Here is a 26,701-nt window from a genome sequence, read left to right as displayed (position 1 = left end):
CCCCTTAGAACACAGTGCAAAGAACTTCGCCGCCGACACCGGCAGCGCGCGCAGCACGATCCGTCATCACACCTTTGTTGGTGGAGACGATAGACACACCGAGACCGCCACGAACTTTTGGCAGATCATCGACGGACTTGTACTGACGCAGGCCTGGACGGCTAACGCGCTTCACTTCTTCGATGACCGGACGGCCTTCGAAGTACTTCAGCTCGATGGACAGCAGTGGTTTGATTTCGCTGCTGATCTGATAACCCGCAATGTAGCCTTCGTCTTTCAGGACTTTGGCAACAGCTACCTTCAACGTGGAAGATGGCATGCTTACGACGGACTTTTCAGCCATCTGGGCATTACGGATACGAGTTAGCATGTCCGCTAACGGGTCCTGCATACTCATGGCTAGACGCTCCTAATACAAAAAAATTAGCCTTGCGGCCATTACGTGTCGCCGAGAATCTCCGAGCACAAAACACACGGGCTCAGGCGAGCCGCGTATTTTAGACACACTCCGGAAATGAAACAAGCCCCAAAAGGGGCTTGTTCCAGATTCTAGGCCACCGGCGGTCAGTATCTTGCGATCCTGGCCACCTGGACTTCGAAAGTACTTACCAGCTGGCTTTAACCAGACCTGGCACGTCACCACGCATTGCCGCTTCACGCAGTTTGTTACGGCCGAGGCCGAACTTGCGGTAAACGCCGTGTGGACGACCGGTCAGGCGGCAGCGGTTACGCATGCGCGAAGCGCTTGCGTCACGTGGCTGCTTCTGCAGAGCAACTGTAGCTTCCCAACGTGCTTCTGGACTTGCGTTCAGATCAACGATGATTGCTTTCAGTGCTGCACGCTTCTTGGCGTACTTGGCAACCGTGAGCTGACGCTTCAGCTCGCGGTTTTTCATGCTCATCTTGGCCATGGTCCTACTCCAATCAGTTGCGGAACGGGAATTTGAACGCACGCAGCAGAGCGCGGCCTTCATCATCGTTCTTGGCAGTGGTGGTCAGGGTGATGTCCAGACCGCGGAGAGCATCGATCTTGTCGTAGTCGATTTCCGGGAAGATGATCTGCTCTTTAACGCCCATGCTGTAGTTACCACGACCATCGAAGGACTTGGCATTCAGGCCGCGGAAGTCGCGGACCCGAGGCAGGGAGATCGACAGCAGACGATCCAGGAATTCGTACATACGCTCACGGCGCAGAGTCACTTTGACGCCGATCGGCCAACCTTCACGGACTTTAAAGCCAGCGATGGATTTGCGAGCGTAGGTCACAACGACTTTTTGGCCGGTGATCTTTTCCAGGTCAGCAACAGCGTGCTCGATGACTTTTTTGTCGCCGATCGCTTCGCCCAGACCCATGTTCAGGGTGATTTTTGTAACGCGCGGAACTTCCATCACGTTCGAAAGCTTAAGTTCTTCCTTAAGTTTCGGTGCGATTTCCTTCCGGTAAATCTCTTTTAGTCGTGCCATGGTCTTCTACCTAGCAGTGTTCAAGCATCAACCGCTTTTTGGGTCGACTTGAAGACACGAATTTTCTTACCGTCTTCTACTTTGAAACCAACGCGGTCAGCCTTGTTGGTTTCGCCGTTGAAGATGGCGACGTTAGAAGCGTGCAGTGGCGCTTCTTTCTCGACGATACCGCCTTGTACGCCCGACATCGGGTTAGGCTTGGTATGACGCTTGACCAGGTTCAGACCACCAACGACCAGACGGTCATCAGCAAGAACCTTCAGCACCTTACCGCGCTTACCTTTGTCTTTGCCGGCGATCACGATGATCTCGTCGTCACGACGAATCTTTTGCATGTCGGATCTCCTTACAGCACTTCTGGGGCGAGCGAGACGATCTTCATGAACTTCTCAGTACGAAGTTCACGGGTCACTGGCCCAAAGATACGGGTGCCGATCGGCTCTTGCTTGTTGTTCAGAAGAACAGCAGCGTTGCCATCAAAGCGGATAATGGAGCCATCTGCACGACGTACGCCGTGACGAGTGCGGACTACAACAGCAGTCATCACTTGGCCTTTTTTCACTTTACCGCGAGGAATTGCTTCCTTCACGGTAACTTTGATGATGTCACCGATACCAGCGTAACGACGATGGGAGCCACCCAGCACCTTGATGCACATAACGCGGCGTGCGCCGCTGTTATCGGCCACATCGAGCATGGATTGAGTCTGAATCATATAATTTCTCCGACCCCTAGTCCTTAGACTTCCACAGCGCGTTCGAGAACATCAACCAGGGCCCAAGACTTGGTCTTGGCCAGCGGACGAGTTTCACGAATAGTGACTTTGTCGCCGATGTGGCACTGGTTGGTTTCGTCGTGCGCGTGCAGCTTAGTCGAACGCTTAACGTATTTACCGTAGATCGGGTGCTTAACGCGACGCTCGATCAAAACGGTGATGGTTTTGTCCATCTTGTCGCTGACAACACGGCCAGTCAGCGTACGGACAGTCTTTTCGGCTTCAGCCATGATCACTTACCTGCCTGCTGGTTGAGCACAGTCTTCACGCGAGCAATGTCACGCTTAACTTGCGAGAGCAGATGAGACTGCCCCAACTGGCCAGTTGCTTTCTGCATACGCAGATTGAACTGGTCGCGCAGCAGGCCGAGCAGTTGCTCGTTCAGCTGCTGTGCGGATTTTTCACGAAGTTCATTCGCTTTCATCACATCACCGTCCGTTTAACAAAGGAGGTGGCGAGCGGCAGCTTTGCAGCAGCCAGGGCGAAAGCCTCACGCGCCAGCTCTTCAGTAACACCCTCGATTTCATACAGGACTTTGCCTGGCTGAATCTGGGCAACCCAATATTCCACGTTACCCTTACCTTTACCCATACGAACTTCGAGGGGCTTTTTGGAGATAGGCTTGTCCGGGAATACACGGATCCAGATCTTGCCGCCACGTTTAACGTGACGGGTCAGAGCACGACGCGCTGACTCGATCTGACGAGCGGTGAGACGACCACGAGCTACAGACTTCAGCGCATATTCGCCGAAGCTGACTTTGCTACCGCGCTGAGCCAGACCACGGTTGTGGCCTGTCATCTGCTTGCGGAACTTCGTACGCTTTGGTTGCAACATTTGGCGTACCCCTTACTTAGCAGCTTTTTTACGAGGCGCTGGTGCTTGTGGTTTCAGTTCTTCTTGGCGACCACCAATTACTTCGCCTTTGAAGATCCAAACCTTTACACCGATCACACCGTAAGTGGTGTGAGCTTCGTAGTTGGCATAGTCGATGTCGGCACGCAGGGTGTGCAGTGGCACACGACCTTCGCGATACCATTCAGTACGTGCGATTTCAGCACCGCCGAGACGACCGCTCACTTGGATTTTGATGCCTTTGGCACCAATGCGCATGGCGTTCTGTACTGCGCGCTTCATAGCGCGACGGAACATTACGCGACGCTCCAGCTGCTGAGCTACGCTCTGCGCAACCAGCATACCGTCGAGCTCCGGCTTGCGGATCTCTTCGATATTGATGTGCACAGGCACACCCATTTGCTTGGTCAGGTCCTGACGCAGTTTCTCAACATCTTCACCTTTCTTCCCGATAACGATACCTGGACGAGCGGTGTGGATGGTGATACGTGCAGTTTGAGCAGGACGATGGATATCGATACGGCTCACGGACGCGCTTTTTAGTTTGTCTTGGAGATACTCACGCACCTTCAGATCAGCGAACAAGTAGTCCGCATAAGTCCGACCGTCTGCGTACCAGACGGAGGTGTGCTCCTTGACGATTCCCAGGCGAATGCCAATGGGATGTACTTTCTGACCCATCTCTTCGACTCCGTTACTTGTCAGCAACCTTGACAGTGATATGGCAAGACCGCTTGACGATGCGATCAGCTCGGCCTTTGGCACGAGGCATGATGCGCTTCAGCGAACGCCCTTCGTTGACGAAAACGGTGCTGACCTTCAGGTCATCAACGTCTGCGCCTTCGTTGTGCTCGGCGTTGGCTACGGCCGACTCCAGCACTTTCTTGATGATCTCGGCGGCTTTCTTACTGCTGAAAGCCAACAGGTTGAGCGCTTCGCCCACCTTCTTCCCGCGGATCTGGTCGGCGACCAAGCGGGCTTTCTGGGCGGAGATTCGAGCGCCCGACAACTTAGCGGCTACTTCCATCGTTCCTTACCCCTTAACGCTTGGCTTTCTTGTCTGCCACGTGCCCACGATATGTGCGGGTACCGGCAAACTCGCCTAGTTTGTGGCCGACCATGTCTTCGTTCACGAGAACTGGAACATGTTGACGACCGTTATGCACTGCAATGGTCAGACCGACCATTTGTGGCAGGATCATCGAACGACGCGACCAGGTTTTCACCGGTTTGCGATCATTCTTTTCCGCCGCCACTTCGATCTTCTTCAGTAGGTGAAGATCAATAAAAGGACCTTTTTTCAGAGAACGTGGCACTGTCGTATCCCTCTATTTACTTGCGACGACGGACGATCATTTTGTCGGTACGCTTATTACCACGAGTCTTCGCGCCCTTAGTCGGGAAGCCCCATGGCGATACCGGATGACGACCACCAGAGGTACGACCTTCACCACCACCGTGTGGGTGGTCAACCGGGTTCATGGCAACACCACGAACGGTTGGGCGAACGCCACGCCAGCGTTTGGCACCAGCTTTACCCAGCGAACGCAGGCTGTGCTCGGAGTTCGAGACTTCGCCCAGGGTCGCACGGCATTCAGCCAGTACTTTACGCATTTCACCAGAGCGCAGACGCAGGGTCACGTAGACACCTTCACGAGCGATCAGCTGAGCCGAAGCACCAGCGGAACGAGCGATTTGCGCGCCTTTACCCGGCTTCAATTCGATGCCGTGTACGGTGCTACCAACTGGAATGTTGCGCAGTTGCAGAGCGTTGCCCGGCTTGATCGGTGCCAAAGCACCTGCGATCAGCTGGTCACCAGCACTCACGCCTTTAGGGGCGATGATGTAGCGACGCTCGCCATCTGCGTACAGCAGCAGAGCGATGTGAGCAGTACGGTTTGGATCGTATTCGATACGCTCGACAGTGGCAGCGATGCCATCTTTGTCGTTGCGACGGAAGTCGACCAGACGATAATGCTGTTTATGGCCACCACCGATGTGACGAGTGGTAATACGACCATTGTTGTTACGACCACCAGTCTTCGATTTCTTCTCGAGCAGCGGTGCGTGAGGAGCGCCTTTATGCAGCTCCTGGTTGACCACCTTGACCACAAAACGGCGGCCAGGGGAAGTCGGTTTGCATTTAACGATTGCCATGATGCACCCCTTCCTTACTCAGCACTGCTGCTGAAATCGAGATCTTGGCCTGGCTGAAGGGAGATAACTGCCTTCTTCCAGTCATTACGCTTGCCCAGACCGCGAGCAGTGCGCTTGCTCTTACCCAGAACATTCAGGGTAGTAACACGCTCTACTTTCACGCTGAACAGGCTTTCGACGGCCTTCTTGATTTCCAGCTTGGTTGCGTCAGTTGCAACCTTGAAAACGAACTGGCCTTTCTTGTCAGCCAGAACCGTAGCCTTTTCGGAAACGTGCGGGCCAAGCAGAACTTTAAATACGCGTTCCTGGTTCATCCCAGCAGCTCCTCGAATTTCTTCACGGCCGACACGGTGATCAACACCTTGTCGTATGCGATCAGACTAACTGGATCGGAACCTTGCACGTCACGTACATCAACGTGTGGCAGGTTGCGAGCAGCCAGGTACAGGTTCTGATCAACAGCTTCAGACACGATCAGGACGTCAGTCAGGCCCATGCCGTTCAGCTTGTTCAGCAGATCTTTGGTTTTCGGCGCTTCAACAGCGAAGTCCTGAACCACGACCAGACGATCAGTACGCACGAGTTCAGCAAGGATGGAGCGCAGTGCTGCGCGATACATCTTCTTGTTGAGCTTCTGGGTGTGATCCTGTGGACGTGCTGCGAAAGTGGTACCGCCGCCACGCCAGATTGGGCTACGGATAGTACCGGCACGAGCACGGCCAGTACCTTTCTGACGCCAAGGGCGCTTACCGCCACCACGAACGTCGGAACGGGTCTTTTGCTGCTTGCTACCTTGACGGCCGCCGGCCATGTAGGCCACGACTGCTTGGTGAACCAGCGTCTCGTTGAATTCGCCGCCAAATGTCAGTTCGGAAACTTCGATCGCTTGAGCGTCATTTACATTTAATTGCATGTCAGCTTCCCCTTAACCGCGAGCCTTGGCCGCTGGACGTACAACCAGGTTGCCGCCAGTAGCGCCAGGAACAGCACCCTTGACCAACAACAGATTGCGTTCAGCGTCGACGCGCACTACTTCGAGGGACTGCACGGTCACGCGCTCAGCGCCCATATGACCGGACATTTTTTTGCCCTTGAATACACGACCAGGAGTCTGGCACTGGCCAATAGAGCCCGGGACGCGGTGGGAAACGGAGTTACCGTGAGTGTTGTCTTGGCCACGGAAATTCCAACGCTTGATCGTACCCTGGAAGCCTTTACCTTTGGACTGACCGGTTACATCAACCAGTTGACCAGCGGCGAAGATTTCAGCGTTGATCAGATCGCCAGCCTGGTAGTCGCCGTCTTCAAGACGGAACTCCATGACAGTACGACCAGCTGCAACGTTTGCTTTAGCGAAGTGACCTGCTTGAGCAGCAGTCACACGCGAAGCACGACGCTCGCCGACAGTGACTTGCACTGCACGATAGCCATCGGTTTCTTCAGTTTTAAACTGGGTGACGCGATTCGGTTCGATCTCAATGACCGTGACCGGAATGGAGACACCTTCTTCGGTGAAAATACGGGTCATACCGCATTTACGACCGACTACACCAATAGTCATGTTGTAAACCTCATGAGTGTACGGGGCTTTCACCCGCTATGGCCGCCCATTTCAGAGCGTTACACGACTAAGACCCAAGTCTTAGCCGAGGCTGATCTGTACTTCCACACCGGCCGCCAGATCAAGCTTCATAAGTGCATCAACGGTTTTATCCGTTGGCAGGACGATGTCCAGCACGCGCTTATGAGTACGGATCTCGTACTGGTCACGCGCGTCTTTGTTGACGTGCGGGGAGACCAGAACGGTGAACCGCTCTTTACGGGTAGGCAGTGGAATTGGACCACGCACTTGAGCACCAGTACGTTTCGCGGTTTCCACGATTTCCTGGGTGGATTGGTCGATCAGTTTGTGGTCAAAAGCCTTCAACCTGATACGAATTTGCTGATTTGCCATTGGATTTCAGACTCCGGCTGCTATTCCCAGCGAGCGCAACACGCCCGTTAAAAGGAGGCGCAATTCTATAGACGCCCCATATGGGTGTCAACTCAATAAAAAAGCCCCCGCTGAGCGGGGGCTTTTTCAAGTCATCACTTATTAAGCGATGATTTTGGCTACGACGCCAGCGCCGACGGTACGACCGCCTTCACGGATAGCGAAACGCAGACCATCTTCCATTGCGATGGTTTTGATCAGGGTGACAACCATTTTGATGTTGTCGCCTGGCATTACCATTTCAACGCCTTCCGGCAGTTCGCAGTTACCGGTCACGTCAGTGGTCCGGAAGTAGAACTGTGGACGGTAGCCTTTGAAGAACGGAGTGTGACGACCGCCTTCTTCTTTGCTCAACACGTACACTTCAGCTTCGAAGGTAGTGTGCGGCTTAACCGAACCTGGCTTGACCAGAACCTGGCCACGCTCAACGTCGTCACGCTTGGTACCACGCAGCAGAACGCCGCAGTTCTCGCCTGCACGACCTTCGTCGAGCAGTTTACGGAACATTTCAACACCGGTGCAGGTGGTGACGGTAGTGTCACGCAGACCAACGATTTCCAGTGGATCTTGAACCTTAACGATACCGCGCTCGATACGGCCAGTTACAACAGTACCACGACCAGAGATCGAGAATACGTCTTCGATTGGCATCAGGAACGGCTTGTCGATAACACGAACTGGATCTGGGATGTAGCTGTCCAGAGTCTCAACCAGTTTACGAACGGCAGTGGTGCCCATTTCGTTGTCGTCAAGACCGTCCAGAGCCATACGAGCAGAACCGATGATGATCGGAGTGTCGTCGCCTGGGAAGTCGTAAGTGCTCAGCAGATCGCGCACTTCCATCTCAACCAGTTCCAGCAGCTCAGCGTCGTCTACCAGGTCAGCCTTGTTCAGGAAAACCACGATGTACGGAACGCCTACCTGACGGGACAGCAGGATGTGTTCACGGGTTTGTGGCATCGGACCATCAGCGGCCGAGCAAACCAGGATCGCGCCGTCCATCTGGGCAGCACCGGTGATCATGTTCTTCACATAGTCGGCGTGACCTGGGCAGTCAACGTGAGCGTAGTGACGGATCAGCGAGTTGTATTCAACGTGCGCGGTGTTGATGGTGATACCACGAGCTTTTTCTTCTGGTGCGCTGTCGATCTTGTCGAAGTCAACACGAGCCGAACCGAAAACTTCGGAGCAGACGCGAGTCAGAGCAGCGGTCAGAGTGGTTTTACCGTGGTCAACGTGGCCGATAGTGCCAACGTTTACGTGCGGTAGGGAACGATCAAATTTTTCTTTAGCCACGACAATTAACTCCTTGCCTAAAGGACTGAATCAGCCTTGTTTTTTGGATACAGTTTCAGCGATGTGCGCCGGAGCTGTGTTGTATTTTTTGAATTCCATAGAGTAGCTTGCGCGACCCTGAGACATGGAACGAACGTCGGTCGCATAACCGAACATCTCGCCCAACGGAACCTCGGCACGAATCACTTTGCCGGAAACCGTATCTTCCATACCCAAGATCATGCCGCGACGACGGTTAAGGTCGCCCATCACGTCACCCATGTAGTCTTCAGGCGTAACGACTTCTACTGCCATGATTGGCTCAAGCAACTCACCACCGCCCTTCTGGGCCAGTTGCTTGGTAGCCATGGAAGCAGCCACCTTAAACGCCATCTCGTTGGAGTCGACGTCGTGGTAAGAACCGTCAAAAACGGTCGCCTTCAGGCCGATGAGCGGATAGCCGGCAACAACACCGTTCTTCATCTGCTCTTCGATACCCTTCTGGATAGCCGGGATGTATTCCTTAGGAACAACACCGCCCACTACTTCGTTCACGAATTGCAGACCTTCCTGACCTTCATCAGCAGGAGCAAAACGGATCCAGCAATGGCCGAACTGGCCACGACCGCCGGATTGACGAACGAATTTGCCTTCGATTTCGCAGTTCTTCGTGATGCGCTCACGATAGGAAACCTGAGGCTTACCGATGTTGGCTTCGACGTTGAACTCACGGCGCATCCGGTCAACCAGGATGTCCAGGTGAAGCTCGCCCATGCCGGAGATGATCGTTTGACCAGTCTCTTCATCAGTCTTGACGCGGAAAGATGGATCTTCCTGAGCAAGCTTGCCCAGAGCGATACCCATTTTTTCCTGGTCATCCTTGGTCTTAGGCTCAACGGCAACCGAAATAACCGGCTCCGGGAAGTCCATGCGAACCAGGATGATTGGCTTGTCAGCGTTGCACAAGGTCTCACCAGTGGTGACGTCCTTCATGCCGATCAAGGCCGCGATGTCACCAGCGCGTACTTCCTTGATCTCTTCACGGGCGTTTGCGTGCATTTGCACCATACGACCCACGCGCTCTTTCTTGCCTTTAACCGAGTTGATCACGCCGTCGCCGGAGTTCAACACGCCCGAGTAAACACGGACGAAGGTCAAGGTACCCACGAATGGGTCAGTGGCAATTTTAAATGCCAGAGCGGAGAACGGTTCTGCGTCGTCTGCATGACGCTCCAGCTCGATAGTCTCGTCATCAGGGTCAGTACCCTTGATGGCAGGAATATCCACTGGTGCCGGCAGGTAGTCGATCACAGCATCGAGAACCAGGGGAACGCCCTTGTTCTTGAACGAGGAACCGCAAACAGCCAAGACGATCTCACCAGCGATAGTACGCTGACGCAGAGCGGCCTTGATTTCCGCGTTGGTGAGTTCTTCACCTTCGAGGTACTTGTTCATCAGCTCTTCGCTGGCTTCGGCCGCAGCCTCAACCATGTTGTTGCGCCACTCGTCAGCCAATTCCTGCAGTTCAGCAGGGATAGCTTCACGACGAGGAACCATACCCTTGTCAGCATCGTTCCAGTAAACAGCTTCCATGGTCAGCAGATCGATCTGCCCCTGGAAGTTGTCTTCGGAACCGATAGCCAACTGGATTGGCACCGGGGTGTGACCCAGACGCTGCTTGATCTGACCGATCACGCGCAGGAAGTTTGCACCAGCACGGTCCATCTTGTTTACGTAAACAAGACGTGGAACGCCGTACTTGTTGGCCTGACGCCATACGGTTTCCGACTGAGGCTCAACACCCGAGGTACCGCAGAACACAACGACAGCGCCGTCGAGTACGCGCAGGGAACGTTCAACTTCAATGGTGAAGTCTACGTGGCCCGGGGTATCGATTACGTTGAAGCGGTGTTCGTCTTTGTACTGCTTCTCGGAACCTTTCCAGAAGGCGGTAATAGCAGCAGAAGTAATGGTAATACCACGCTCCTGCTCCTGAACCATCCAGTCTGTGGTCGCGGCGCCATCATGCACCTCGCCCATCTTGTGACTTTTGCCGGTGTAAAAAAGGACGCGCTCGGTGGTGGTGGTTTTACCAGCATCCACGTGAGCGACGATACCGATGTTACGGTAGCGACTAATCGGAGTAGTACGAGCCATAAAGCCCTCGCAAAATTAGTGAAGCTAGAATTAGAAGCGGTAGTGCGAGAAAGCTTTGTTGGCTTCAGCCATACGGTGCACGTCTTCACGCTTCTTAACAGCAGCACCTTTACCTTCAGCAGCGTCCAACAGTTCGCCAGCCAAACGCAGGGCCATAGACTTCTCGCCGCGCTTACGGGCGAAGTCTACCAACCAGCGCATTGCCAAAGCGTTACGACGGGACGGACGAACTTCAACCGGAACCTGGTAAGTAGCACCGCCTACACGGCGCGACTTCACTTCGACCAGCGGAGCGATGGCGTCGAGAGCTTTCTCGAAGATTTCCAGGGGGTCGCTGTTCTTGCGTTCTTTAACCTTTTCCAGCGCGCCATAAACGATACGTTCGGCAACGGCTTTCTTGCCGCTTTCCATCACGTGGTTCATGAACTTGGCCAGAATTTGGCTTCCGTATTTTGGATCGTCAAGCACTTCGCGCTTGGCTGCTACGCGTCTTCTTGGCATGGATAAGCCCTCAAACGGTCTTCAGGTTCGCTCGGAATCGGTGCCCTTTCGGGACGCCTCCGACCTTACTCTTATCGACTCAGAAAATAAGATGATTCAGTTTTACAAAAAGCCGCTACTACTTAGGCTTCTTGGTACCGTACTTCGAACGACCCTGGTTACGACCTTTAACGCCGGAAGTATCCAAGGAGCCGCGTACGGTGTGGTAACGAACACCTGGCAAGTCTTTTACACGACCGCCGCGGATCAGTACCACGCTGTGCTCTTGCAGGTTATGGCCTTCACCGCCGATGTACGAGGAAACCTCGAAACCGTTGGTCAGGCGCACACGGCATACTTTACGCAGTGCCGAGTTAGGTTTTTTCGGCGTAGTGGTATACACGCGAGTGCATACGCCACGACGTTGCGGGCAGTTCTGCAGCGCAGGCACGTCGGATTTCTCGACGATACGCTTACGCGGCTGACGTACCAGCTGGTTGATAGTTGCCATCTACTAGCTCCACTGTTGTCTTGCGACGCTATTGTCTTGCAAGAAAAGCAAAATGGCAGGAACGAATTCCCGCCAAATTTAGGGGTACAAGAGTCTAAAGAGGATCTTGTCCCCAGTCAAGGCAAGGCCCCGACCTCCCCCTCCATCGAACCGGGACAAATCTGTCTCGATCCGACGAACGGGGCTGCCAGGGCCCGGTCTTATTTACCGCAGAACTCAGTTACCGCTTGAGTTCAGCGCTTCGGTCAGTGCAGCTTCCACTTCACTGGCGCTTACGCGCAGCGGCTTGTCGAGTTCACGGCGGCGCTTACGCTCGCTGTGGTAGGCCAAGCCGGTACCGGCCGGGATCAGACGACCCACAACCACGTTTTCTTTCAGGCCGCGCAGGTAATCGCGCTTGCCGGTTACCGCTGCTTCGGTCAGTACGCGAGTGGTCTCCTGGAAGGAGGCCGCCGAGATGAACGACTCAGTGGACAACGACGCCTTGGTGATACCCAGCAACACACGAGTGAACTTGGAAACGAATTTCTCGTCGTTCGCCAGGCGCTCGTTCTCTACCAGTACGTGAGTCAGTTCCATCTGGTCGCCCTTGATGAAACTCGAATCGCCGGATTCAGCGATTTCAACTTTACGCAGCATCTGACGCAGGATGGTCTCGATGTGCTTATCGTTGATCTTCACGCCTTGCAGACGGTAAACGTCCTGGATCTCGTTAACGATGTACTTGGCCAGCGCACTCACACCCAGCAGACGCAGGATGTCGTGTGGATCGCTCGGACCGTCGGAGATAACTTCGCCGCGGTTTACCTGTTCGCCTTCGAAGACGTTCAGGTGACGCCACTTCGGAATCAGCTCTTCGTACGGATCGCTACCGTCGTTCGGGGTAATGACCAGACGGCGCTTGCCTTTGGTCTCTTTACCGAACGCGATGGTGCCGCTGACTTCAGCCAGAATCGACGCTTCTTTCGGACGACGAGCTTCGAACAAGTCGGCAACACGCGGCAGACCACCGGTGATGTCACGGGTCTTCGAAGTTTCTTGCGGGATACGAGCGATAACATCACCGATCGCGATCTTCGCACCATCCGCAACACCGACCAGGGCGTTGGCTGGCAGGAAGTACTGAGCGATAACGTCAGTGCCTGGCAGCAACAGATCCTTGCCGTTGTCATCAACCATCTTCACAGCAGGACGGATATCTTTGCCCGCAGCTGGACGGTCTTTGGCGTCGAGTACTTCAATGTTGGTCATACCGGTCAATTCGTCAGTCTGACGCTTGATCGTGATGCCTTCTTCCATGCCCACGTAGGTCACGGTACCTTTCATTTCGGTAACGATTGGGTGAGTGTGCGGATCCCACTTGGCCACGATTGCGCCAGCGTCGACCTTGTCACCTTCTTTAACCGAAATCACAGCACCGTACGGCAGCTTGTAACGCTCACGCTCACGACCGTAGTCATCAGCGATTGCCAGCTCACCGGAACGGGACACAGCTACCAGGTGGCCATCCACTCGCTCAACGTGCTTCAGGTTGTGCAGACGGACGGTACCGCCATTCTTCACCTGAACGCTGTCGGCTGCGGAGGTCCGGCTTGCCGCACCACCGATGTGGAACGTACGCATGGTCAGCTGGGTACCCGGCTCACCGATGGACTGGGCAGCGATAACGCCGACCGCCTCACCGATGTTCACCTGGTGACCACGAGCCAAGTCACGGCCGTAGCACTTGGCGCAAATGCCATAGCGGGTTTCGCAGCTGATCGGCGAGCGAACAATCACTTCGTCGATGCTGTTGAGTTCGATGAACTCGACCCACTTCTCATCTACCAGGGTGCCGGCAGGAACGATGATTTCCTCGGTACCTGGCTTGAATACGTCACGGGCGATTACTCGACCCAGTACGCGCTCACCCAACGGCTCTACAACGTCGCCGCCTTCGATGTGCGGAGTCATCAGCAGACCGTGCTCGGTACCGCAGTCAACTTCAGTCACAACCAAGTCTTGTGCAACGTCTACCAGACGACGAGTCAGGTAACCGGAGTTAGCGGTTTTCAACGCGGTATCCGCCAGACCTTTACGAGCACCGTGAGTCGAGATGAAGTACTGAAGTACGCTCAAACCTTCACGGAAGTTCGCAGTAATCGGCGTTTCGATGATGGAACCGTCCGGCTTGGCCATCAGGCCACGCATACCGGCGAGCTGACGGATCTGCGCAGCAGAACCCCGTGCGCCCGAGTCGGCCATCATGTACATCGAGTTGAACGACTCTTGATCGACTTCTACGCCATGGCGGTCGATAACGCGCTCTTTCGAGAGGTTCGACATCATCGCCTTCGACACTTCGTCGTTGGCCTTGGACCAAAGGTCGATCACTTTGTTGTACTTCTCGCCCTGGGTTACCAGGCCGGAGGCGTACTGGCTTTCGATCTCTTTCACTTCATCGGTAGCAGCACCGATGATGGCGGCTTTCTCGTCCGGGATAACGAAGTCGTTAACACCGATGGAAACGCCGGAAATGGTCGAATAAGCAAAACCGGTGTACATCAACTGGTCAGCGAAGATAACGGTCTCTTTCAAACCAACCACGCGGTAGCACTGGTTGATCAGCTTGGAGATCGCCTTTTTCTTCATTGGCTGGTTGACCACGTCGTACGACAGGCCAGGTGGAACAACCTGGAACAACAGCGCACGGCCGACAGTGGTGTCGACGATACGGGTGTTCTTGACGCTGCCACCGTCACGATCGTTGATGGTTTCGTGGATGCGGACTTTAACCTTGGCGTGCAGTGCGGCTTCGCCGGCACGGAACACACGGTCAACTTCCTGCAGATCCGCGAACACACGACCTTCGCCCTTGGCGTTGATCGCTTCACGAGTCATGTAGTACAGACCCAATACAACGTCCTGCGACGGAACGATGATTGGCTCACCGTTGGCTGGCGACAGAATGTTGTTGGTCGACATCATCAACGCACGCGCTTCCAGCTGGGCTTCCAGCGTCAGCGGTACGTGCACGGCCATTTGGTCGCCGTCGAAGTCGGCGTTGTACGCAGCACAGACCAGAGGGTGCAGCTGGATAGCCTTACCTTCGATCAGTACCGGTTCAAACGCCTGGATACCCAGACGGTGAAGGGTCGGTGCACGGTTGAGGAGAACCGGGTGTTCACGGATCACTTCAGCGAGAACGTCCCAAACCTCTGGCAGTTCGCGCTCGACCATTTTCTTGGCGGCCTTGATGGTGGTCGCGAGACCACGCATTTCCAGCTTGCCGAAAATGAACGGCTTGAACAGCTCGAGAGCCATCTTCTTCGGCAGACCGCACTGGTGCAGACGCAGGGTCGGGCCTACGGTAATTACCGAACGACCGGAGTAGTCAACACGCTTACCGAGCAAGTTCTGACGGAAACGACCTTGCTTACCCTTGATCATGTCAGCCAGGGATTTCAGAGGACGCTTGTTGGAACCGGTGATAGCGCGGCCACGACGACCGTTGTCGAGCAGGGCATCGACAGCTTCTTGCAACATACGCTTTTCGTTGCGCACGATGATGTCCGGAGCGGACAGGTCGAGCAGACGCTTCAAGCGGTTGTTACGGTTGATCACGCGACGGTACAGGTCGTTGAGGTCGGAAGTCGCGAAGCGACCGCCATCCAACGGTACCAGCGGACGCAGGTCTGGCGGCAGAACCGGCAGAACGGTCAGCACCATCCACTCTGGCAAGTTGCCGGAACCCTGGAAGGCTTCCATCAACTTCAGACGCTTGGACAGCTTCTTGATCTTGGTTTCGGAGTTGGTTTGCGGAATTTCTTCACGCAGACGGCCAATCTCGTGTTCCAGGTCGATAGCGTGCAGCAGTTCACGGACAGCTTCGGCACCCATGCGGGCATCGAAATCGTCGCCGAACTCTTCCAGCGCTTCGAAGTACTGCTCGTCGTTGAGCAGCTGACCTTTTTCAAGGGTGGTCATGCCTGGATCGATAACGACATAGCTCTCGAAGTAGAGAACGCGTTCGATATCACGCAGGGTCATGTCCATCAGCAAGCCGATACGGGACGGCAGCGATTTCAGGAACCAGATGTGGGCAACCGGCGAAGCCAGTTCGATGTGCGCCATGCGCTCACGACGAACCTTGGCCAGTGCGACTTCAACGCCGCACTTCTCGCAGATCACACCACGGTGCTTCAAGCGCTTGTACTTACCGCACAGGCACTCGTAATCCTTTACCGGGCCAAAGATCTTGGCGCAGAACAGGCCGTCACGTTCTGGTTTGAACGTACGGTAGTTGATGGTTTCCGGCTTTTTAACTTCACCGAACGACCACGAACGGATCATCTCAGGCGATGCCAATCCAATACGGATGGCGTCGAACTCTTCGACTTGACCCTGGTTTTTCAGCAAATTCAGTAGGTCTTTCAAGGCCTTTCCTCCTGGCGGAGCAGAGAGCGGGCTAAACAGCCCCGCTCTCGATTCGCGTCACGTGTTATTCGGTTTCCAGATCGATATCGATGCCGAGGGAACGAATTTCTTTGATCAACACGTTGAAGGACTCGGGCATGCCCGGCTCCATACGGTGATCGCCGTCCACGATGTTTTTGTACATCTTGGTCCGACCGTTCACATCGTCCGACTTCACTGTGAGCATTTCTTGCAGAGTGTAAGCAGCACCGTATGCTTCCAGTGCCCAGACCTCCATCTCCCCGAAACGCTGACCACCGAACTGAGCCTTACCACCCAGCGGCTGCTGGGTAACCAGGCTGTACGAACCGGTAGAACGAGCGTGCATCTTGTCGTCTACCAAGTGGTTCAGCTTCAGCATGTACATGTAGCCAACAGTAACCGGGCGCTCAAACTTGTTGCCGGTACGGCCGTCGAACAGCTGCATCTGGCCGCTTTCTGGCAGGTCTGCCAGTTTCAGCATGGCCTTGATTTCGCTTTCCTTGGCACCGTCGAACACCGGGGTAGCCATTGGAACGCCACCGCGCAGGTTCTTCGCCAGATCCAGGATTTCCTGGTCGGAGAAGGTATCCAGCTCTTCGTTGCGACCGCCGATCTCGTTGTAGATCTCGTGCAGGAACTTGCGCAGGTCAGCAACCTTGCGCTGCTCTTCGATCATACGGTTGATCTTCTCGCCCAAACCTTTGGCCGCGAGGCCCAGGTGGGTTTCAAGGATCTGACCAACGTTCATACGCGAAGGTACGCCCAACGGGTTGAGGACGACGTCGACCGGGGTGCCATTGGCATCGTGCGGCATGTCTTCAACCGGCATGATCACAGAGACCACACCTTTGTTACCGTGACGACCGGCCATCTTGTCGCCCGGCTGGATGCGGCGACGGATTGCCAGGTAAACCTTGACGATTTTCAGCACGCCTGGAGCCAGGTCATCGCCCTGCTGCAGTTTGCGCTTCTTGTCTTCGAACTTGTCGTCCAGCAGACGGCGACGATCAACGATGTAGGCCTGGGCCTTCTCGAGCTGCTCGTTCAGAGCATCTTCAGCCATGCGCAGTTTGAACCACTGGCCGTGCTCAAGACCGTCGAGTACTTCGTCGGTGATGTCCTGACCTTTCTTCAGACCTGCGCCGCCTTCAGCCTTGTGGCCTACCAGGGCGGAACGCAGACGTTCGAAAGTCGCGCCCTCAACGATACGGAACTCTTCGTTCAGGTCCTTACGGATCTCGTCGAGTTGAGTCTTCTCGATGGACAGTGCACGAGCATCACGCTCAACGCCGTCACGGGTGAAGACCTGTACGTCGATGACAGTGCCCTTGGTACCGGTAGGTACACGCAGGGAAGTGTCTTTAACGTCGCTGGCTTTTTCACCGAAGATGGCACGCAACAGCTTCTCTTCCGGAGTCAGTTGGGTCTCGCCTTTCGGAGTGACCTTACCTACCAGGATGTCGCCTGCGCCAACTTCAGCACCTACGTAAACGATACCGGCTTCGTCCAGCTTGTTCAGTGCAGCTTCACCCACGTTCGGGATGTCTGCAGTGATTTCCTCTGGCCCAAGCTTGGTGTCACGAGCCACACAGGTCAGTTCCTGAATGTGGATCGTGGTGAAGCGATCTTCCTGAACCACACGCTCGGACAGGCAGATGGAGTCTTCGAAGTTGTAACCGTTCCAGGCCATGAACGCGATGCGCATGTTCTGGCCCAGTGCCAGCTCACCCATATCGGTGGACGGACCGTCTGCCATGATGTCGCTGCGCTGAACCCGATCACCCTTGCTCACCAGCGGACGCTGGTTGATGCAGGTGTTCTGGTTGGAGCGGGTGTATTTGGTCAGGTTGTAGATGTCGACACCGGCTTCGCCAGTTTCAACTTCGTCATCGGCAACACGAACCACGATACGGCTGGCATCAACGGAGTCGATCACGCCACCACGACGAGCCACGACGCAAACGCCGGAGTCACGGGCTACGTTACGCTCCATGCCGGTACCTACCAGCGGCTTGTCAGCGCGCAGGGTCGGTACAGCTTGACGCTGCATGTTGGAACCCATCAACGCACGGTTGGCGTCATCGTGCTCCAGGAACGGGATCAGCGACGCTGCAACCGAAACTACCTGCTTCGGCGATACGTCCATCAAGGTGACGTCTTCCGGCGCCTTGACGGTGAACTCGTTCAAGTGACGAACAGCTACCAGCTCGTCGATCAGCATTTTCTTGTCGTTCATCGTGGCCGAAGCCTGAGCGATCACGTGATCAGCTTCTTCGATGGCGGACAGGAACACGATCTCGTCGGTGACCAGTGCGTCTTTCACCACACGGTACGGGCTCTCGAGGAAGCCATACTGGTTGGTGCGCGCATAAGCAGCCAGGGAGTTGATCAGGCCGATGTTCGGACCTTCCGGCGTTTCAATCGGGCATACGCGACCGTAGTGAGTCGGGTGTACGTCACGAACTTCAAAGCCTGCACGTTCACGGGTCAGACCGCCCGGGCCCAGTGCGGAAACACGGCGCTTGTGGGTGATCTCGGAGAGCGGGTTGTTCTGGTCCATGAACTGAGAGAGCTGGCTGGAACCGAAGAACTCTTTCACCGCCGCAGCCACTGGCTTGGCGTTGATCAAGTCTTGCGGCATCAGGCCTTCGCTTTCTGCCATCGACAGGCGCTCTTTGACCGCACGCTCAACACGTACCAGGCCAACGCGGAACTGGTTCTCGGCCATTTCGCCTACGCAGCGAACACGACGGTTACCCAGGTGATCGATGTCATCGACGATGCCTTTACCGTTACGGATGTCGACCAGGGTCTTCAGTACCGCGACGATGTCTTCCTTGCACAGCACGCCCGAACCTTCGATCTCGGTACGACCGATACGACGGTTGAACTTCATCCGGCCGACCGCAGACAGGTCATAGCGCTCAGGGCTGAAGAACAGGTTGTTGAACAGGGTCTCGGCAGCGTCTTTGGTGGGTGGCTCGCCAGGACGCATCATGCGATAGATCTCGACCAGCGCTTCCAATTGGTTGCTGGTGGAGTCGATCTTCAGGGTGTCGGAGACGAACGGACCGCAGTCGATGTCGTTGGTGTACAGGGTCTCGATGCGAACAACCTGGGACTTGGCGATTTTCGCCAGGATCTCGGTGTTCAGCTCGGTGTTGCATTCAGCCAGGATTTCGCCGGTGGCCGGGTGCACGATGACCTTGGCGGTGGTGCGACCCAGAACATAGTCCAGAGGCACTTCCAGCGTCTTGATACCGGCTTTTTCGATCTGGTTGATGTGGCGCGCGGTGATACGGCGGCCGGCTTCAACGATGACCTTGCCTTTTTCGTCCTGGATGTCCAGAACGGCAATCTCACCACGCAGGCGCTGAGGCACCAGTTCCAGGCTGAGGGTTTCGCCACTCAGGTGGAATACGTTAGTGGTATAGAAGGCATCCAGCACTTGCTCAGTGGTATAGCCGAGCGCACGCAGCAGTACCGAGGCCGGCAGCTTGCGACGACGGTCGATACGCACGAACACGCAGTCTTTCGGGTCGAACTCGAAGTCCAACCACGAACCGCGGTACGGAATGATCCGCGCGGAGTACAGGAGCTTGCCGGAGCTGTGCGTCTTGCCGCGGTCGTGGTCGAAGAACACGCCCGGGGAACGGTGCAGCTGGGAAACGATAACGCGCTCGGTACCGTTGATAACGAAGGTACCGTTCTCAGTCATCAGGGGGATTTCACCCATGTAGACTTCTTGCTCTTTGATGTCCTTGATCGCTTTGTTCGACGACTCTTTGTCGAAGATGATCAGACGGACTTTTACCCGCAAAGGTACGGCGTACGTAACACCGCGCAACACGCATTCTTTGACATCAAATGCCGGTTCGCCCAGGCGATAACCGACGTACTCCAGCGCAGCATTGCCGGAGTAGCTGATGATCGGGAAAACGGATTTGAAGGCCGCATGCAGGCCCACGTCGCGGAACTGATCTTTGGTCGCTCCCGCCTGCAAGAATTCACGATACGAATCCAGCTGGATAGCCAGAAGGTACGGGACATCCATGACGTCCGGCAACTTGCTAAAGTCCTTGCGGATACGTTTTTTCTCAGTATATGAGTAAGCCATCAGCGTTCCCCAGCTTGGTCACCTGCTTGTTTGGCCCCTCCCGACGGGAGCAGCCAGAAAATCTTGCAAACCCCATGGTTTGCACCACCGCATCGGGTGGTTACAGCGCGTTAGAGGCGACGACCGAGTCGATTGCCAATAACGGAAAAAGGCCGGTGGCAAGAGCCACCAGCCATCAGCCTTCAGCTTAACGCTTGGGCTGGAGACGCAAGGTCGATGCTTACTTCAGCTCGACTTTAGCGCCTGCTTCTTCCAGCACTGCTTTAGCTTTGTCAGCTGCGTCTTTCGACACTGCTTCCAGAACCTGGGCAGGGGCACCGTCAACTACTGCCTTGGCTTCTTTCAGGCCCAGACCGGTCAGTTCACGTACTGCCTTGATCACGTTTACTTTCTTCTCGCCAGCTTCCAGCAGCATGACGTTGAATTCGGTTTGCTCTTCAGCAGCAACAGCAGCAACAGCTGGGCCAGCCGAAGCAGCGGCAGCGGAAACACCGAATTTTTCTTCGAAAGCTTTGATCAGCTCAACAACCTGCAGAACCGACATTTCAGCTACGGCGTTGAGGATATCGTCTTGGGAGATAGACATTGCTGTAATTCCTGAATTGGGGGACGGCCTACGCGGCCATCGAAATAAACAAAAATACGCGAGAGGAGATGCTCAGCCTTAGGCTGCGGCAGCTTCTTTTTGCTCGCGAACTGCGGCCAGAGTACGAGCCAACTTGCTGGTAGCGCCTTGAATCACGCTCATCAGCTGAGAAATAGCTTCGTTACGGGTCGGCAGTGTTGCCAGTACGTCGATTTGGTTAGCTGCGAGGAACTTGCCCTCGAACGCAGCTGCCTTGATCTCGAACTTATCCTGACTCTTGGCGAATTCTTTGAACAAACGGGCAGCAGCGCCTGGATGTTCTTTGGAGAACGCGATCAGAGTCGGGCCGGTGAACACGTCGTTGAGGACACTGTATTCAGTGTCAGCAACAGCGCGCTTGAGCAGGGTGTTACGTACAACACGTACGTATACGCCAGCTTCACGAGCCTCTTTACGGAGTCCGGTCATAGCGCCTACTGTCACACCACGGGCATCAGCCACGACAGCGGACAGAGCAGCTTTGGCAGCCTCGTTGACTTCAGCGACGATGGCCTTCTTGTCTTCGAGATTAATTGCCACGGGTTTAACTCCTGCTTGTTACCGTTTCATCTGGCCAGGGCCGGATGTCGTTTTGGTGTCTGATTCGGTAAGGAACCGGGAGCACCATCTGCGTAGGCTTGTGGTTTAAGACTTGCGTCGCCTACGGTCTTGGATAGCCCCCGCCAGGCAGGGACCCCAATCTTTCAATTGGCGCAATTACTTGCGCCAATTTGTGTCTTATACGTCCAGCGAGCCTTGGTCGATGACCAGACCTGGGCCCATAGTGGTGCTCAGGGTAACGCGCTTGACGTAGATACCTTTCGAGGAAGCTGGCTTGATACGCTTCAGATCAGCGATCAGGGCTTCAACGTTTTCCTTCAGCTTGACGGCATCAAAGCCGACTTTGCCAACGGAGGTGTGAATGATGCCGTTTTTGTCGGTGCGATAACGAACCTGACCAGCCTTGGCGTTTTTAACCGCGGTAGCTACGTCTGGAGTTACGGTGCCGACTTTAGGGTTAGGCATCAGACCACGTGGACCGAGGATCTGACCCAACTGACCTACAACGCGCATTGCATCCGGGGAAGCAATTACGACGTCATAGTTCAGGTCGCCGCCTTTCATTTCGGCAGCCAGGTCGTCCATGCCAACGCGATCAGCGCCGGCGGCCAGAGCAGCTTCAGCTGCTGGGCCTTGGGTGAAGACAGCTACACGTACAGTCTTGCCAGTACCGTGTGGCAGCACAGTAGCGCTACGAACGACCTGGTCGGATTTACGTGGGTCAACGCCCAGGTTTACAGCAACGTCAACAGACTCGCTGAACTTGACAGTCGACAGCTCGGTCAGCAGAGCAGCAGCATCTACAAAGTTGTAGGACTTGCCCGCTTCGATTTTGCCGGCGATAGCCTTTTGGCGCTTGGTCAGCTTAGCCATTACACACCCTCCACGTTAAGGCCCATGCTACGAGCAGAACCGGCGATGGTACGCACGGCTGCATCCATATCAGCTGCAGTCAGATCCGCGTTTTTGGTTTTCGCGATTTCTTCCAGCTGAGCACGGGTCACGGTGCCAACCTTAACGGTGTTAGGACGAGCGGAACCGCTAGTCAGACCAGCAGCTTTCTTCAACAGAACCGAAGCCGGGGTCGACTTGGTTTCGAAGGTGAAGCTACGGTCGCTGTATACAGTGATGATCACTGGAGTCGGCAGACCTGGCTCAATACCCTGAGTACGGGCGTTGAAGGCCTTGCAGAATTCCATGATGTTCACGCCGTGCTGACCCAGAGCTGGACCAACAGGTGGGCTTGGGTTGGCCTGAGCGGCCTTCACTTGCAGCTTGATGTAAGCGGTAATCTTCTTGGCCATGAGGCACTCCAATTACGGGTTCGAACGCCTCGAAAGGCTCCCCGGTTACTTGCGCGTTTATCCCAGTGACGACAAAACCCCACAGCCTAAGGCTGCGGGGTTGGGATGCTTGCTCAGCTAGACTTTTTCGACCTGGCTGAACTCTAGCTCTACCGGAGTAGAGCGACCGAAAATGAGCACTGCCACTTGGATCCGGCTCTTTTCGTAGTTAACTTCTTCGACAGTGCCGTTAAAATCTGCAAACGGACCATCTGTAACACGAACAACCTCACCCGGCTCGAACAAAGTCTTCGGCTTGGGCTTGTCGCTACCGTCAGCAACGCGGCGCAGAATTGCTTCTGCCTCTTTGTCAGTGATCGGAGCAGGTTTATCAGCGGTACCGCCGATGAAACCCATGACGCGAGGAGTGTCCTTGACCAAGTGCCAAGTACCCTCATTCATGTCCATTTGAACCAGCACGTAGCCAGGGAAGAACTTGCGCTCGCTTTTGCGTTTCTGGCCATTACGCATTTCAACCACTTCTTCAGTGGGAACCAGAATTTCGCCGAAGCCATCTTCCATGCCTGCCAGCTTTACGCGCTCTAGCAAAGAGCGCATGACATGCTTCTCGTAACCCGAGTAAGCATGCACAACGTACCAACGCTTAGCCACGGGACACCCTTAGCCAACAATCAAGGAAACAAGCCAGCCGAGCAGGGAGTCGAGCCCCCACAACAGCAACGCCATAACCAGAACAACAGCTACCACGATCAACGTGGTCTGCGTGGTTTCTTGGCGAGTCGGCCAAACGACTTTACGGATCTCGGTACGAGCTTCCTTCACCAGGACCGCAAACGACTTGCCTTTTGCAGTCTGCAGGCCAACAAAGGCAGCGACAGCAGCGAGGGCGAGCAATGCGAGGACACGGTACAGGATTGGCGACCCAGAGTAGTACTGGTTGCCAACAACGCCTACCACCACAACAGCGACTACTACAAGCCACTTGAGCAGATCGAAGCGAGAGCCTTGAGCTTCAGCCTTAGGAGTCATCTATGAAGATCCTGTGAAAAGAAAGCCAGACACACCAAGTGAATCTGGCAGGTCAGGAGGGAATCGAACCCCCAACCTACGGTTTTGGAGACCGTCGCTCTGCCAATTGAGCTACTGACCTAAAACAAAATCAGGCCGACAATTATGCCGATCTGAAAAAGACTTTACAACAACAAACCCCTGCGAACCCGCAACCTACCCAAACAAAATCACGAGAGAGCACAGAATCAATCAGAGGTAGCTGTTAAAACAAAGGCAGATATTTTCATATCTGCCTTGTTATATGGAGCTCTTGAGCGGATTTGAACCGCTGACCTCACCCTTACCAAGGGTGTGCTCTACCAACTGAGCTACAAGAGCGAAACAACTTGCACAACCTGCAAACCTGGAGCGGGTAGCGGGAATCGAACCCGCATCATCAGCTTGGAAGGCTGAGGTTCTACCACTAAACTATACCCGCGGAGCTTGCAGCTCACGCTAAAATGGTGGAGGGGGAAGGATTCGAACCTTCGAAGTCGTAGACGTCAGATTTACAGTCTGATCCCTTTGGCCGCTCGGGAACCCCTCCTAAGCGAGCCGGCATTCTACATCATGCCAGCCTTCTGTCAACCACTTTCTCATTTAAAAATATGAGGTTAGCTGCGTTGACCTTCGTTCCACCTTGTCGACCCAAGAGGTCTTCACTGCGAAGCGGGCGCCATTCTATGCAAACTATTCGAAGGTTGCAATGCCTTCGCACGGCATTATTTTATGTTTTAACTCATTGAATTCATTAGCAAGGTTTTCAAAGGGCAGATCGTCGGCCAAGCGCCTGCTTTCAGGGGCTACTCGCAGCCAGTACCCGGGAGCATCAGGCAGGCTCAGAGATTGCAGTTTGACCTTTATATCAAGGCTTGTAAGGCGCTGCTCAACGGATTCGACCTCTTTCTGATCGGCCAGGCCGCCGATGTACAGACATGTGGGCTGCGCTTCAAGCGTCTTTGCCTTGTCTCGCCGCACCATCGCATCAGCCGATTCGCTTAGCAGCTTGATATCTTGCTGAGAGCCACGATAGAGCGCCAAAGGCGTGACATCTTTAGCGCGCAGAGGAGCCTCCTGCTGATGCCAGATGTAATAGAAGACATTGAGGACCAGCAAAAGCAGAAACAGCCAACGCATAAAAACCTCAGGACAAAGGGCACGCCATCGCCAAGCCAACAAAAACCAGATCAGGGACGAGCCTCCCATGAGGCACCGCGTCAGCCACCAACTCGGCGTCGCCGCCGGTGAGAAAGACAGTGAAGTCGCCCCCCCAGTAGCTTCGAGCCAATTCCAGCTGAGTCAGTACAAACCCTCTCAGCATGAGCGTACAGCCACGCTCTACCGCCTCCACGGTTGTACGCCCCGGAGACAGAGCCTCAAGGGCGCGCTCGGCGGCAATATCGTCATAGCGTATTTTTCGCGTATGTGTTCGCAACTGGTTACGCATCAGCGGCATGCCGGGGCAAATAAAGCCTCCGAGATGCTCACCGTCCGCAGCAATGAAGTCCGCTGTTGCTGCAGTGCCAAAATCAAGCACCAGGCACGCACCCCGCGCCAACTGAAAACCACCCAACATTGCGAGCCAGCGATCCAGCCCAAGGCGCTCGAAGTCTTCGTACCCGTTCCGAACCCCACCCATCTGCCTTGCCGAAGCAGCACAGAGGACCTTCACGCCAAACGCCTCCACCAGGGTAGCCACCAGCTGATTCGTCTCATCCGAGGCCCGAACACTCACCAGCCGACAGTCCCTTAGCGCAAGCCCCGTGAGAGCGAACAGACTGTCGATCAACGAAGCATCCGACCCGACGACGCCCTCGGCAAAGATGCGCGCGTTATCTGACTCAAGCACCCGCCATTTGATAAAGCTATTCCCACAGTCGAGCTCAAGAATCATCACGCAACCTCAGGCTTAGCTCACCACCGCTATAGACTTTTTCGACACCGTCCACGCTCAACCTTAACGCACCCTGCCCGTCGATCCCCAATACCACTCCATCGATCTGATTCACACCAGCGATGAGCGATACCGGCCGGCCCTGCCATAAATGGCTCTGTTCCCACTCACCCTGGATCGCGGAAAAGCCGGACAACCTGTGTCGATCAAGATAAGCCTGCAGCTGTACACCAAGACGCGCTACCAGGTAGTTACGATCGACAGCATTGCCAGTCTCCAGCTGCATGGAGGTCCATTGCTGATCGACCTCATCTGCTTTCTGCATATTCACATTAATGCCGATACCGAGGACGACATGACAAACATCAGCGGGATCCCCTATCAGTTCCAGGAGAATTCCGGCGATCTTTTTCTGCCCCACCAAAACGTCATTTGGCCACTTTAATCCAGCATTGCGAACACCCGCATCCCGTAGCGCCTGCATAACTGCAAGCCCGACTACGAGACTTAGGCCCTCCAGCTGACGCATTCCGCCGTCGATTCGCAGCACGAGACTGTAATACACGTTCTGAGCGAAAGGGCTGACCCACTTGCGCCCGCGCCTCCCCCTGCCGGCAGTTTGCTGCTCTGAAAGCACAAGAAACGGCGCAGTGTGACCGGCCCCGATAAGACGCAATGCCTCGGCATTAGTAGAGTCAATGGAGTCTGAGATATGAACAGGCCATGCAGGAACCGGCACGTGCCGAGCAATTTCATCAGCACTCAGCAAAACCAGAGGCGTAGCCAATTGATATCCCCTGCCGCGAACTTTATGGATAGGTAGATTCAACTCCGCCTCGAGATGTTGAAGCTGCTTCCATACAGCGCTGCGACTGACGCCCAAGGCAGCACCAAGCGCTTCCCCAGAGTGGAATCGACCATCTTTTAGAAGTTTCAACAACGTCAGCATGCAAGTCTCGCCTCACAATGAGGCACGCATGATAGCCATGCGTAAGGCCATTGCATAGAAAGGCAGGACTTTAGCATTCAAGACACTGACAGTCTTT

31 protein-coding genes and 4 tRNA genes are annotated in these 26,701 nt (G+C 55.0%); all 35 read right to left on the bottom strand.

Translation table 11 applies throughout. From position 1 onward, the window contains the following. Positions 1-4: 4 nt before the first annotated feature. Entirely contained in the window at positions 5-397 is a 393-nt protein-coding gene (gene rpsH / locus LIY45_RS23800; protein WP_003186040.1) for a 30S ribosomal protein S8, read from the bottom strand. Between the two features lie 208 nt (positions 398-605). Further along, positions 606-911, bottom strand: coding sequence for a 30S ribosomal protein S14 (gene rpsN / locus LIY45_RS23795; RefSeq protein WP_003176414.1), 306 nt, complete (start codon positions 909-911; stop codon positions 606-608). A 13-nt stretch (positions 912-924) separates the two neighbouring features. Then, the gene (rplE, locus tag LIY45_RS23790; RefSeq protein WP_003210069.1) at positions 925-1,464 is read right to left on the bottom strand and encodes a 50S ribosomal protein L5; all 540 of its coding nucleotides are present in this window, start codon (positions 1,462-1,464) and stop codon (positions 925-927) included. A 20-nt stretch (positions 1,465-1,484) separates the two neighbouring features. Beyond that, entirely contained in the window at positions 1,485-1,799 is a 315-nt protein-coding gene (gene rplX / locus LIY45_RS23785; RefSeq protein WP_007896770.1) for a 50S ribosomal protein L24, read from the bottom strand. An 11-nt stretch (positions 1,800-1,810) separates the two neighbouring features. Continuing rightward, entirely contained in the window at positions 1,811-2,179 is a 369-nt protein-coding gene (rplN, locus tag LIY45_RS23780; RefSeq protein WP_002555479.1) for a 50S ribosomal protein L14, read from the bottom strand. A gap of 23 nt (positions 2,180-2,202) precedes the next feature. Next, on the bottom strand, positions 2,203-2,469 hold the full coding sequence (rpsQ, locus tag LIY45_RS23775; protein WP_003176419.1) for a 30S ribosomal protein S17: 267 nt from the start codon (positions 2,467-2,469) through the stop codon (positions 2,203-2,205). A 2-nt stretch (positions 2,470-2,471) separates the two neighbouring features. Continuing rightward, a complete protein-coding gene (rpmC, locus tag LIY45_RS23770; protein WP_002555481.1) occupies positions 2,472-2,663 on the bottom strand; it encodes a 50S ribosomal protein L29 in 192 nt (63 codons plus the stop codon). After that, positions 2,663-3,076: a 50S ribosomal protein L16 gene (gene rplP, locus LIY45_RS23765; protein WP_003210075.1), complete on the bottom strand. Its 414-nt coding sequence runs from the start codon at positions 3,074-3,076 to the stop codon at positions 2,663-2,665. The genes rpmC and rplP overlap by 1 nt, the downstream gene beginning before the upstream one ends. Positions 3,077-3,088: 12 nt before the next feature. Then, positions 3,089-3,775, bottom strand: a complete 687-nt coding sequence (gene rpsC / locus LIY45_RS23760) for a 30S ribosomal protein S3 (protein WP_003176422.1) — start codon at positions 3,773-3,775, stop codon at positions 3,089-3,091. A 13-nt stretch (positions 3,776-3,788) separates the two neighbouring features. After that, positions 3,789-4,121: a 50S ribosomal protein L22 gene (rplV, locus tag LIY45_RS23755; RefSeq protein ID WP_003210077.1), complete on the bottom strand. Its 333-nt coding sequence runs from the start codon at positions 4,119-4,121 to the stop codon at positions 3,789-3,791. Positions 4,122-4,134: 13 nt separating this feature from the next. Beyond that, positions 4,135-4,410, bottom strand: a complete 276-nt coding sequence (gene rpsS / locus LIY45_RS23750; protein ID WP_002555486.1) for a 30S ribosomal protein S19 — start codon at positions 4,408-4,410, stop codon at positions 4,135-4,137. A 16-nt stretch (positions 4,411-4,426) separates the two neighbouring features. Beyond that, positions 4,427-5,251 (bottom strand): 50S ribosomal protein L2, encoded by an 825-nt coding sequence (rplB, locus tag LIY45_RS23745; RefSeq protein ID WP_003210080.1) that lies wholly within the window; start codon positions 5,249-5,251, stop codon positions 4,427-4,429. Between the two features lie 14 nt (positions 5,252-5,265). Continuing rightward, positions 5,266-5,565: a 50S ribosomal protein L23 gene (gene rplW / locus LIY45_RS23740; RefSeq protein ID WP_002555488.1), complete on the bottom strand. Its 300-nt coding sequence runs from the start codon at positions 5,563-5,565 to the stop codon at positions 5,266-5,268. Next, entirely contained in the window at positions 5,562-6,164 is a 603-nt protein-coding gene (rplD, locus tag LIY45_RS23735) for a 50S ribosomal protein L4 (RefSeq protein WP_003210082.1), read from the bottom strand. Before rplD ends, rplW begins: the two co-directional genes overlap by 4 nt. Positions 6,165-6,176: 12 nt before the next feature. Then, on the bottom strand, positions 6,177-6,812 hold the full coding sequence (gene rplC / locus LIY45_RS23730; RefSeq protein WP_003194649.1) for a 50S ribosomal protein L3: 636 nt from the start codon (positions 6,810-6,812) through the stop codon (positions 6,177-6,179). Between the two features lie 81 nt (positions 6,813-6,893). Beyond that, positions 6,894-7,205 (bottom strand): 30S ribosomal protein S10, encoded by a 312-nt coding sequence (gene rpsJ / locus LIY45_RS23725; protein ID WP_003210084.1) that lies wholly within the window; start codon positions 7,203-7,205, stop codon positions 6,894-6,896. 141 nt (positions 7,206-7,346) lie between these two features. Next, on the bottom strand, positions 7,347-8,540 hold the full coding sequence (gene tuf, locus LIY45_RS23720) for an elongation factor Tu (RefSeq protein ID WP_003210085.1): 1,194 nt from the start codon (positions 8,538-8,540) through the stop codon (positions 7,347-7,349). A gap of 30 nt (positions 8,541-8,570) precedes the next feature. Continuing rightward, positions 8,571-10,676, bottom strand: coding sequence for an elongation factor G (gene fusA / locus LIY45_RS23715; protein ID WP_010174505.1), 2,106 nt, complete (start codon positions 10,674-10,676; stop codon positions 8,571-8,573). Between the two features lie 30 nt (positions 10,677-10,706). Next, positions 10,707-11,177, bottom strand: coding sequence for a 30S ribosomal protein S7 (gene rpsG, locus LIY45_RS23710; RefSeq protein ID WP_002555493.1), 471 nt, complete (start codon positions 11,175-11,177; stop codon positions 10,707-10,709). Between the two features lie 118 nt (positions 11,178-11,295). After that, positions 11,296-11,667: a 30S ribosomal protein S12 gene (rpsL, locus tag LIY45_RS23705; RefSeq protein WP_002555494.1), complete on the bottom strand. Its 372-nt coding sequence runs from the start codon at positions 11,665-11,667 to the stop codon at positions 11,296-11,298. Positions 11,668-11,883: 216 nt separating this feature from the next. Further along, complete coding sequence (gene rpoC, locus LIY45_RS23700; protein ID WP_017476318.1) at positions 11,884-16,083, bottom strand: DNA-directed RNA polymerase subunit beta'; 4,200 nt, start codon at positions 16,081-16,083, stop codon at positions 11,884-11,886. A 64-nt stretch (positions 16,084-16,147) separates the two neighbouring features. Beyond that, the gene (rpoB, locus tag LIY45_RS23695) at positions 16,148-20,221 is read right to left on the bottom strand and encodes a DNA-directed RNA polymerase subunit beta (RefSeq protein ID WP_017476319.1); all 4,074 of its coding nucleotides are present in this window, start codon (positions 20,219-20,221) and stop codon (positions 16,148-16,150) included. A 220-nt stretch (positions 20,222-20,441) separates the two neighbouring features. Beyond that, positions 20,442-20,807, bottom strand: coding sequence for a 50S ribosomal protein L7/L12 (rplL, locus tag LIY45_RS23690; RefSeq protein WP_003210093.1), 366 nt, complete (start codon positions 20,805-20,807; stop codon positions 20,442-20,444). Between the two features lie 78 nt (positions 20,808-20,885). Beyond that, positions 20,886-21,386 carry a 50S ribosomal protein L10 gene (rplJ, locus tag LIY45_RS23685; RefSeq protein ID WP_010174464.1) on the bottom strand — a complete coding sequence of 167 codons (501 nt, stop codon included), beginning with the start codon at positions 21,384-21,386 and terminating at the stop codon, positions 20,886-20,888. Between the two features lie 198 nt (positions 21,387-21,584). Continuing rightward, the gene (rplA, locus tag LIY45_RS23680) at positions 21,585-22,280 is read right to left on the bottom strand and encodes a 50S ribosomal protein L1 (RefSeq protein ID WP_003176434.1); all 696 of its coding nucleotides are present in this window, start codon (positions 22,278-22,280) and stop codon (positions 21,585-21,587) included. Next, the gene (gene rplK, locus LIY45_RS23675) at positions 22,280-22,711 is read right to left on the bottom strand and encodes a 50S ribosomal protein L11 (RefSeq protein WP_003210097.1); all 432 of its coding nucleotides are present in this window, start codon (positions 22,709-22,711) and stop codon (positions 22,280-22,282) included. The genes rplA and rplK overlap by 1 nt, the downstream gene beginning before the upstream one ends. Positions 22,712-22,828: 117 nt before the next feature. Further along, positions 22,829-23,362 (bottom strand): transcription termination/antitermination protein NusG, encoded by a 534-nt coding sequence (gene nusG / locus LIY45_RS23670; protein WP_003176436.1) that lies wholly within the window; start codon positions 23,360-23,362, stop codon positions 22,829-22,831. 9 nt (positions 23,363-23,371) lie between these two features. Next, complete coding sequence (gene secE, locus LIY45_RS23665; RefSeq protein ID WP_003210099.1) at positions 23,372-23,740, bottom strand: preprotein translocase subunit SecE; 369 nt, start codon at positions 23,738-23,740, stop codon at positions 23,372-23,374. 45 nt (positions 23,741-23,785) lie between these two features. After that, positions 23,786-23,861, bottom strand: a tRNA-Trp gene (locus LIY45_RS23660). A 163-nt stretch (positions 23,862-24,024) separates the two neighbouring features. Further along, positions 24,025-24,100, bottom strand: a tRNA-Thr gene (locus tag LIY45_RS23655). Between the two features lie 26 nt (positions 24,101-24,126). Continuing rightward, a tRNA-Gly gene (locus LIY45_RS23650) sits at positions 24,127-24,200 on the bottom strand. 23 nt (positions 24,201-24,223) lie between these two features. Then, positions 24,224-24,308, bottom strand: a tRNA-Tyr gene (locus tag LIY45_RS23645). A gap of 143 nt (positions 24,309-24,451) precedes the next feature. Continuing rightward, on the bottom strand, positions 24,452-24,898 hold the full coding sequence (locus LIY45_RS23640) for a hypothetical protein (protein WP_017476321.1): 447 nt from the start codon (positions 24,896-24,898) through the stop codon (positions 24,452-24,454). A gap of 7 nt (positions 24,899-24,905) precedes the next feature. After that, the gene (locus LIY45_RS23635; RefSeq protein ID WP_226477788.1) at positions 24,906-25,655 is read right to left on the bottom strand and encodes a pantothenate kinase; all 750 of its coding nucleotides are present in this window, start codon (positions 25,653-25,655) and stop codon (positions 24,906-24,908) included. Further along, positions 25,645-26,604, bottom strand: a complete 960-nt coding sequence (birA, locus tag LIY45_RS23630) for a bifunctional biotin--[acetyl-CoA-carboxylase] ligase/biotin operon repressor BirA (protein WP_226477787.1) — start codon at positions 26,602-26,604, stop codon at positions 25,645-25,647. The genes LIY45_RS23635 and birA overlap by 11 nt, the downstream gene beginning before the upstream one ends. Positions 26,605-26,701 lie beyond the last annotated feature (97 nt).

The sequence above is a fragment of the Pseudomonas sp. MWU16-30323 genome, from assembly GCF_020515595.1.
Classification (GTDB): domain Bacteria; phylum Pseudomonadota; class Gammaproteobacteria; order Pseudomonadales; family Pseudomonadaceae; genus Aquipseudomonas; species Aquipseudomonas yamanorum.
This window is presented reverse-complemented; position numbering and strand designations above follow the sequence as displayed.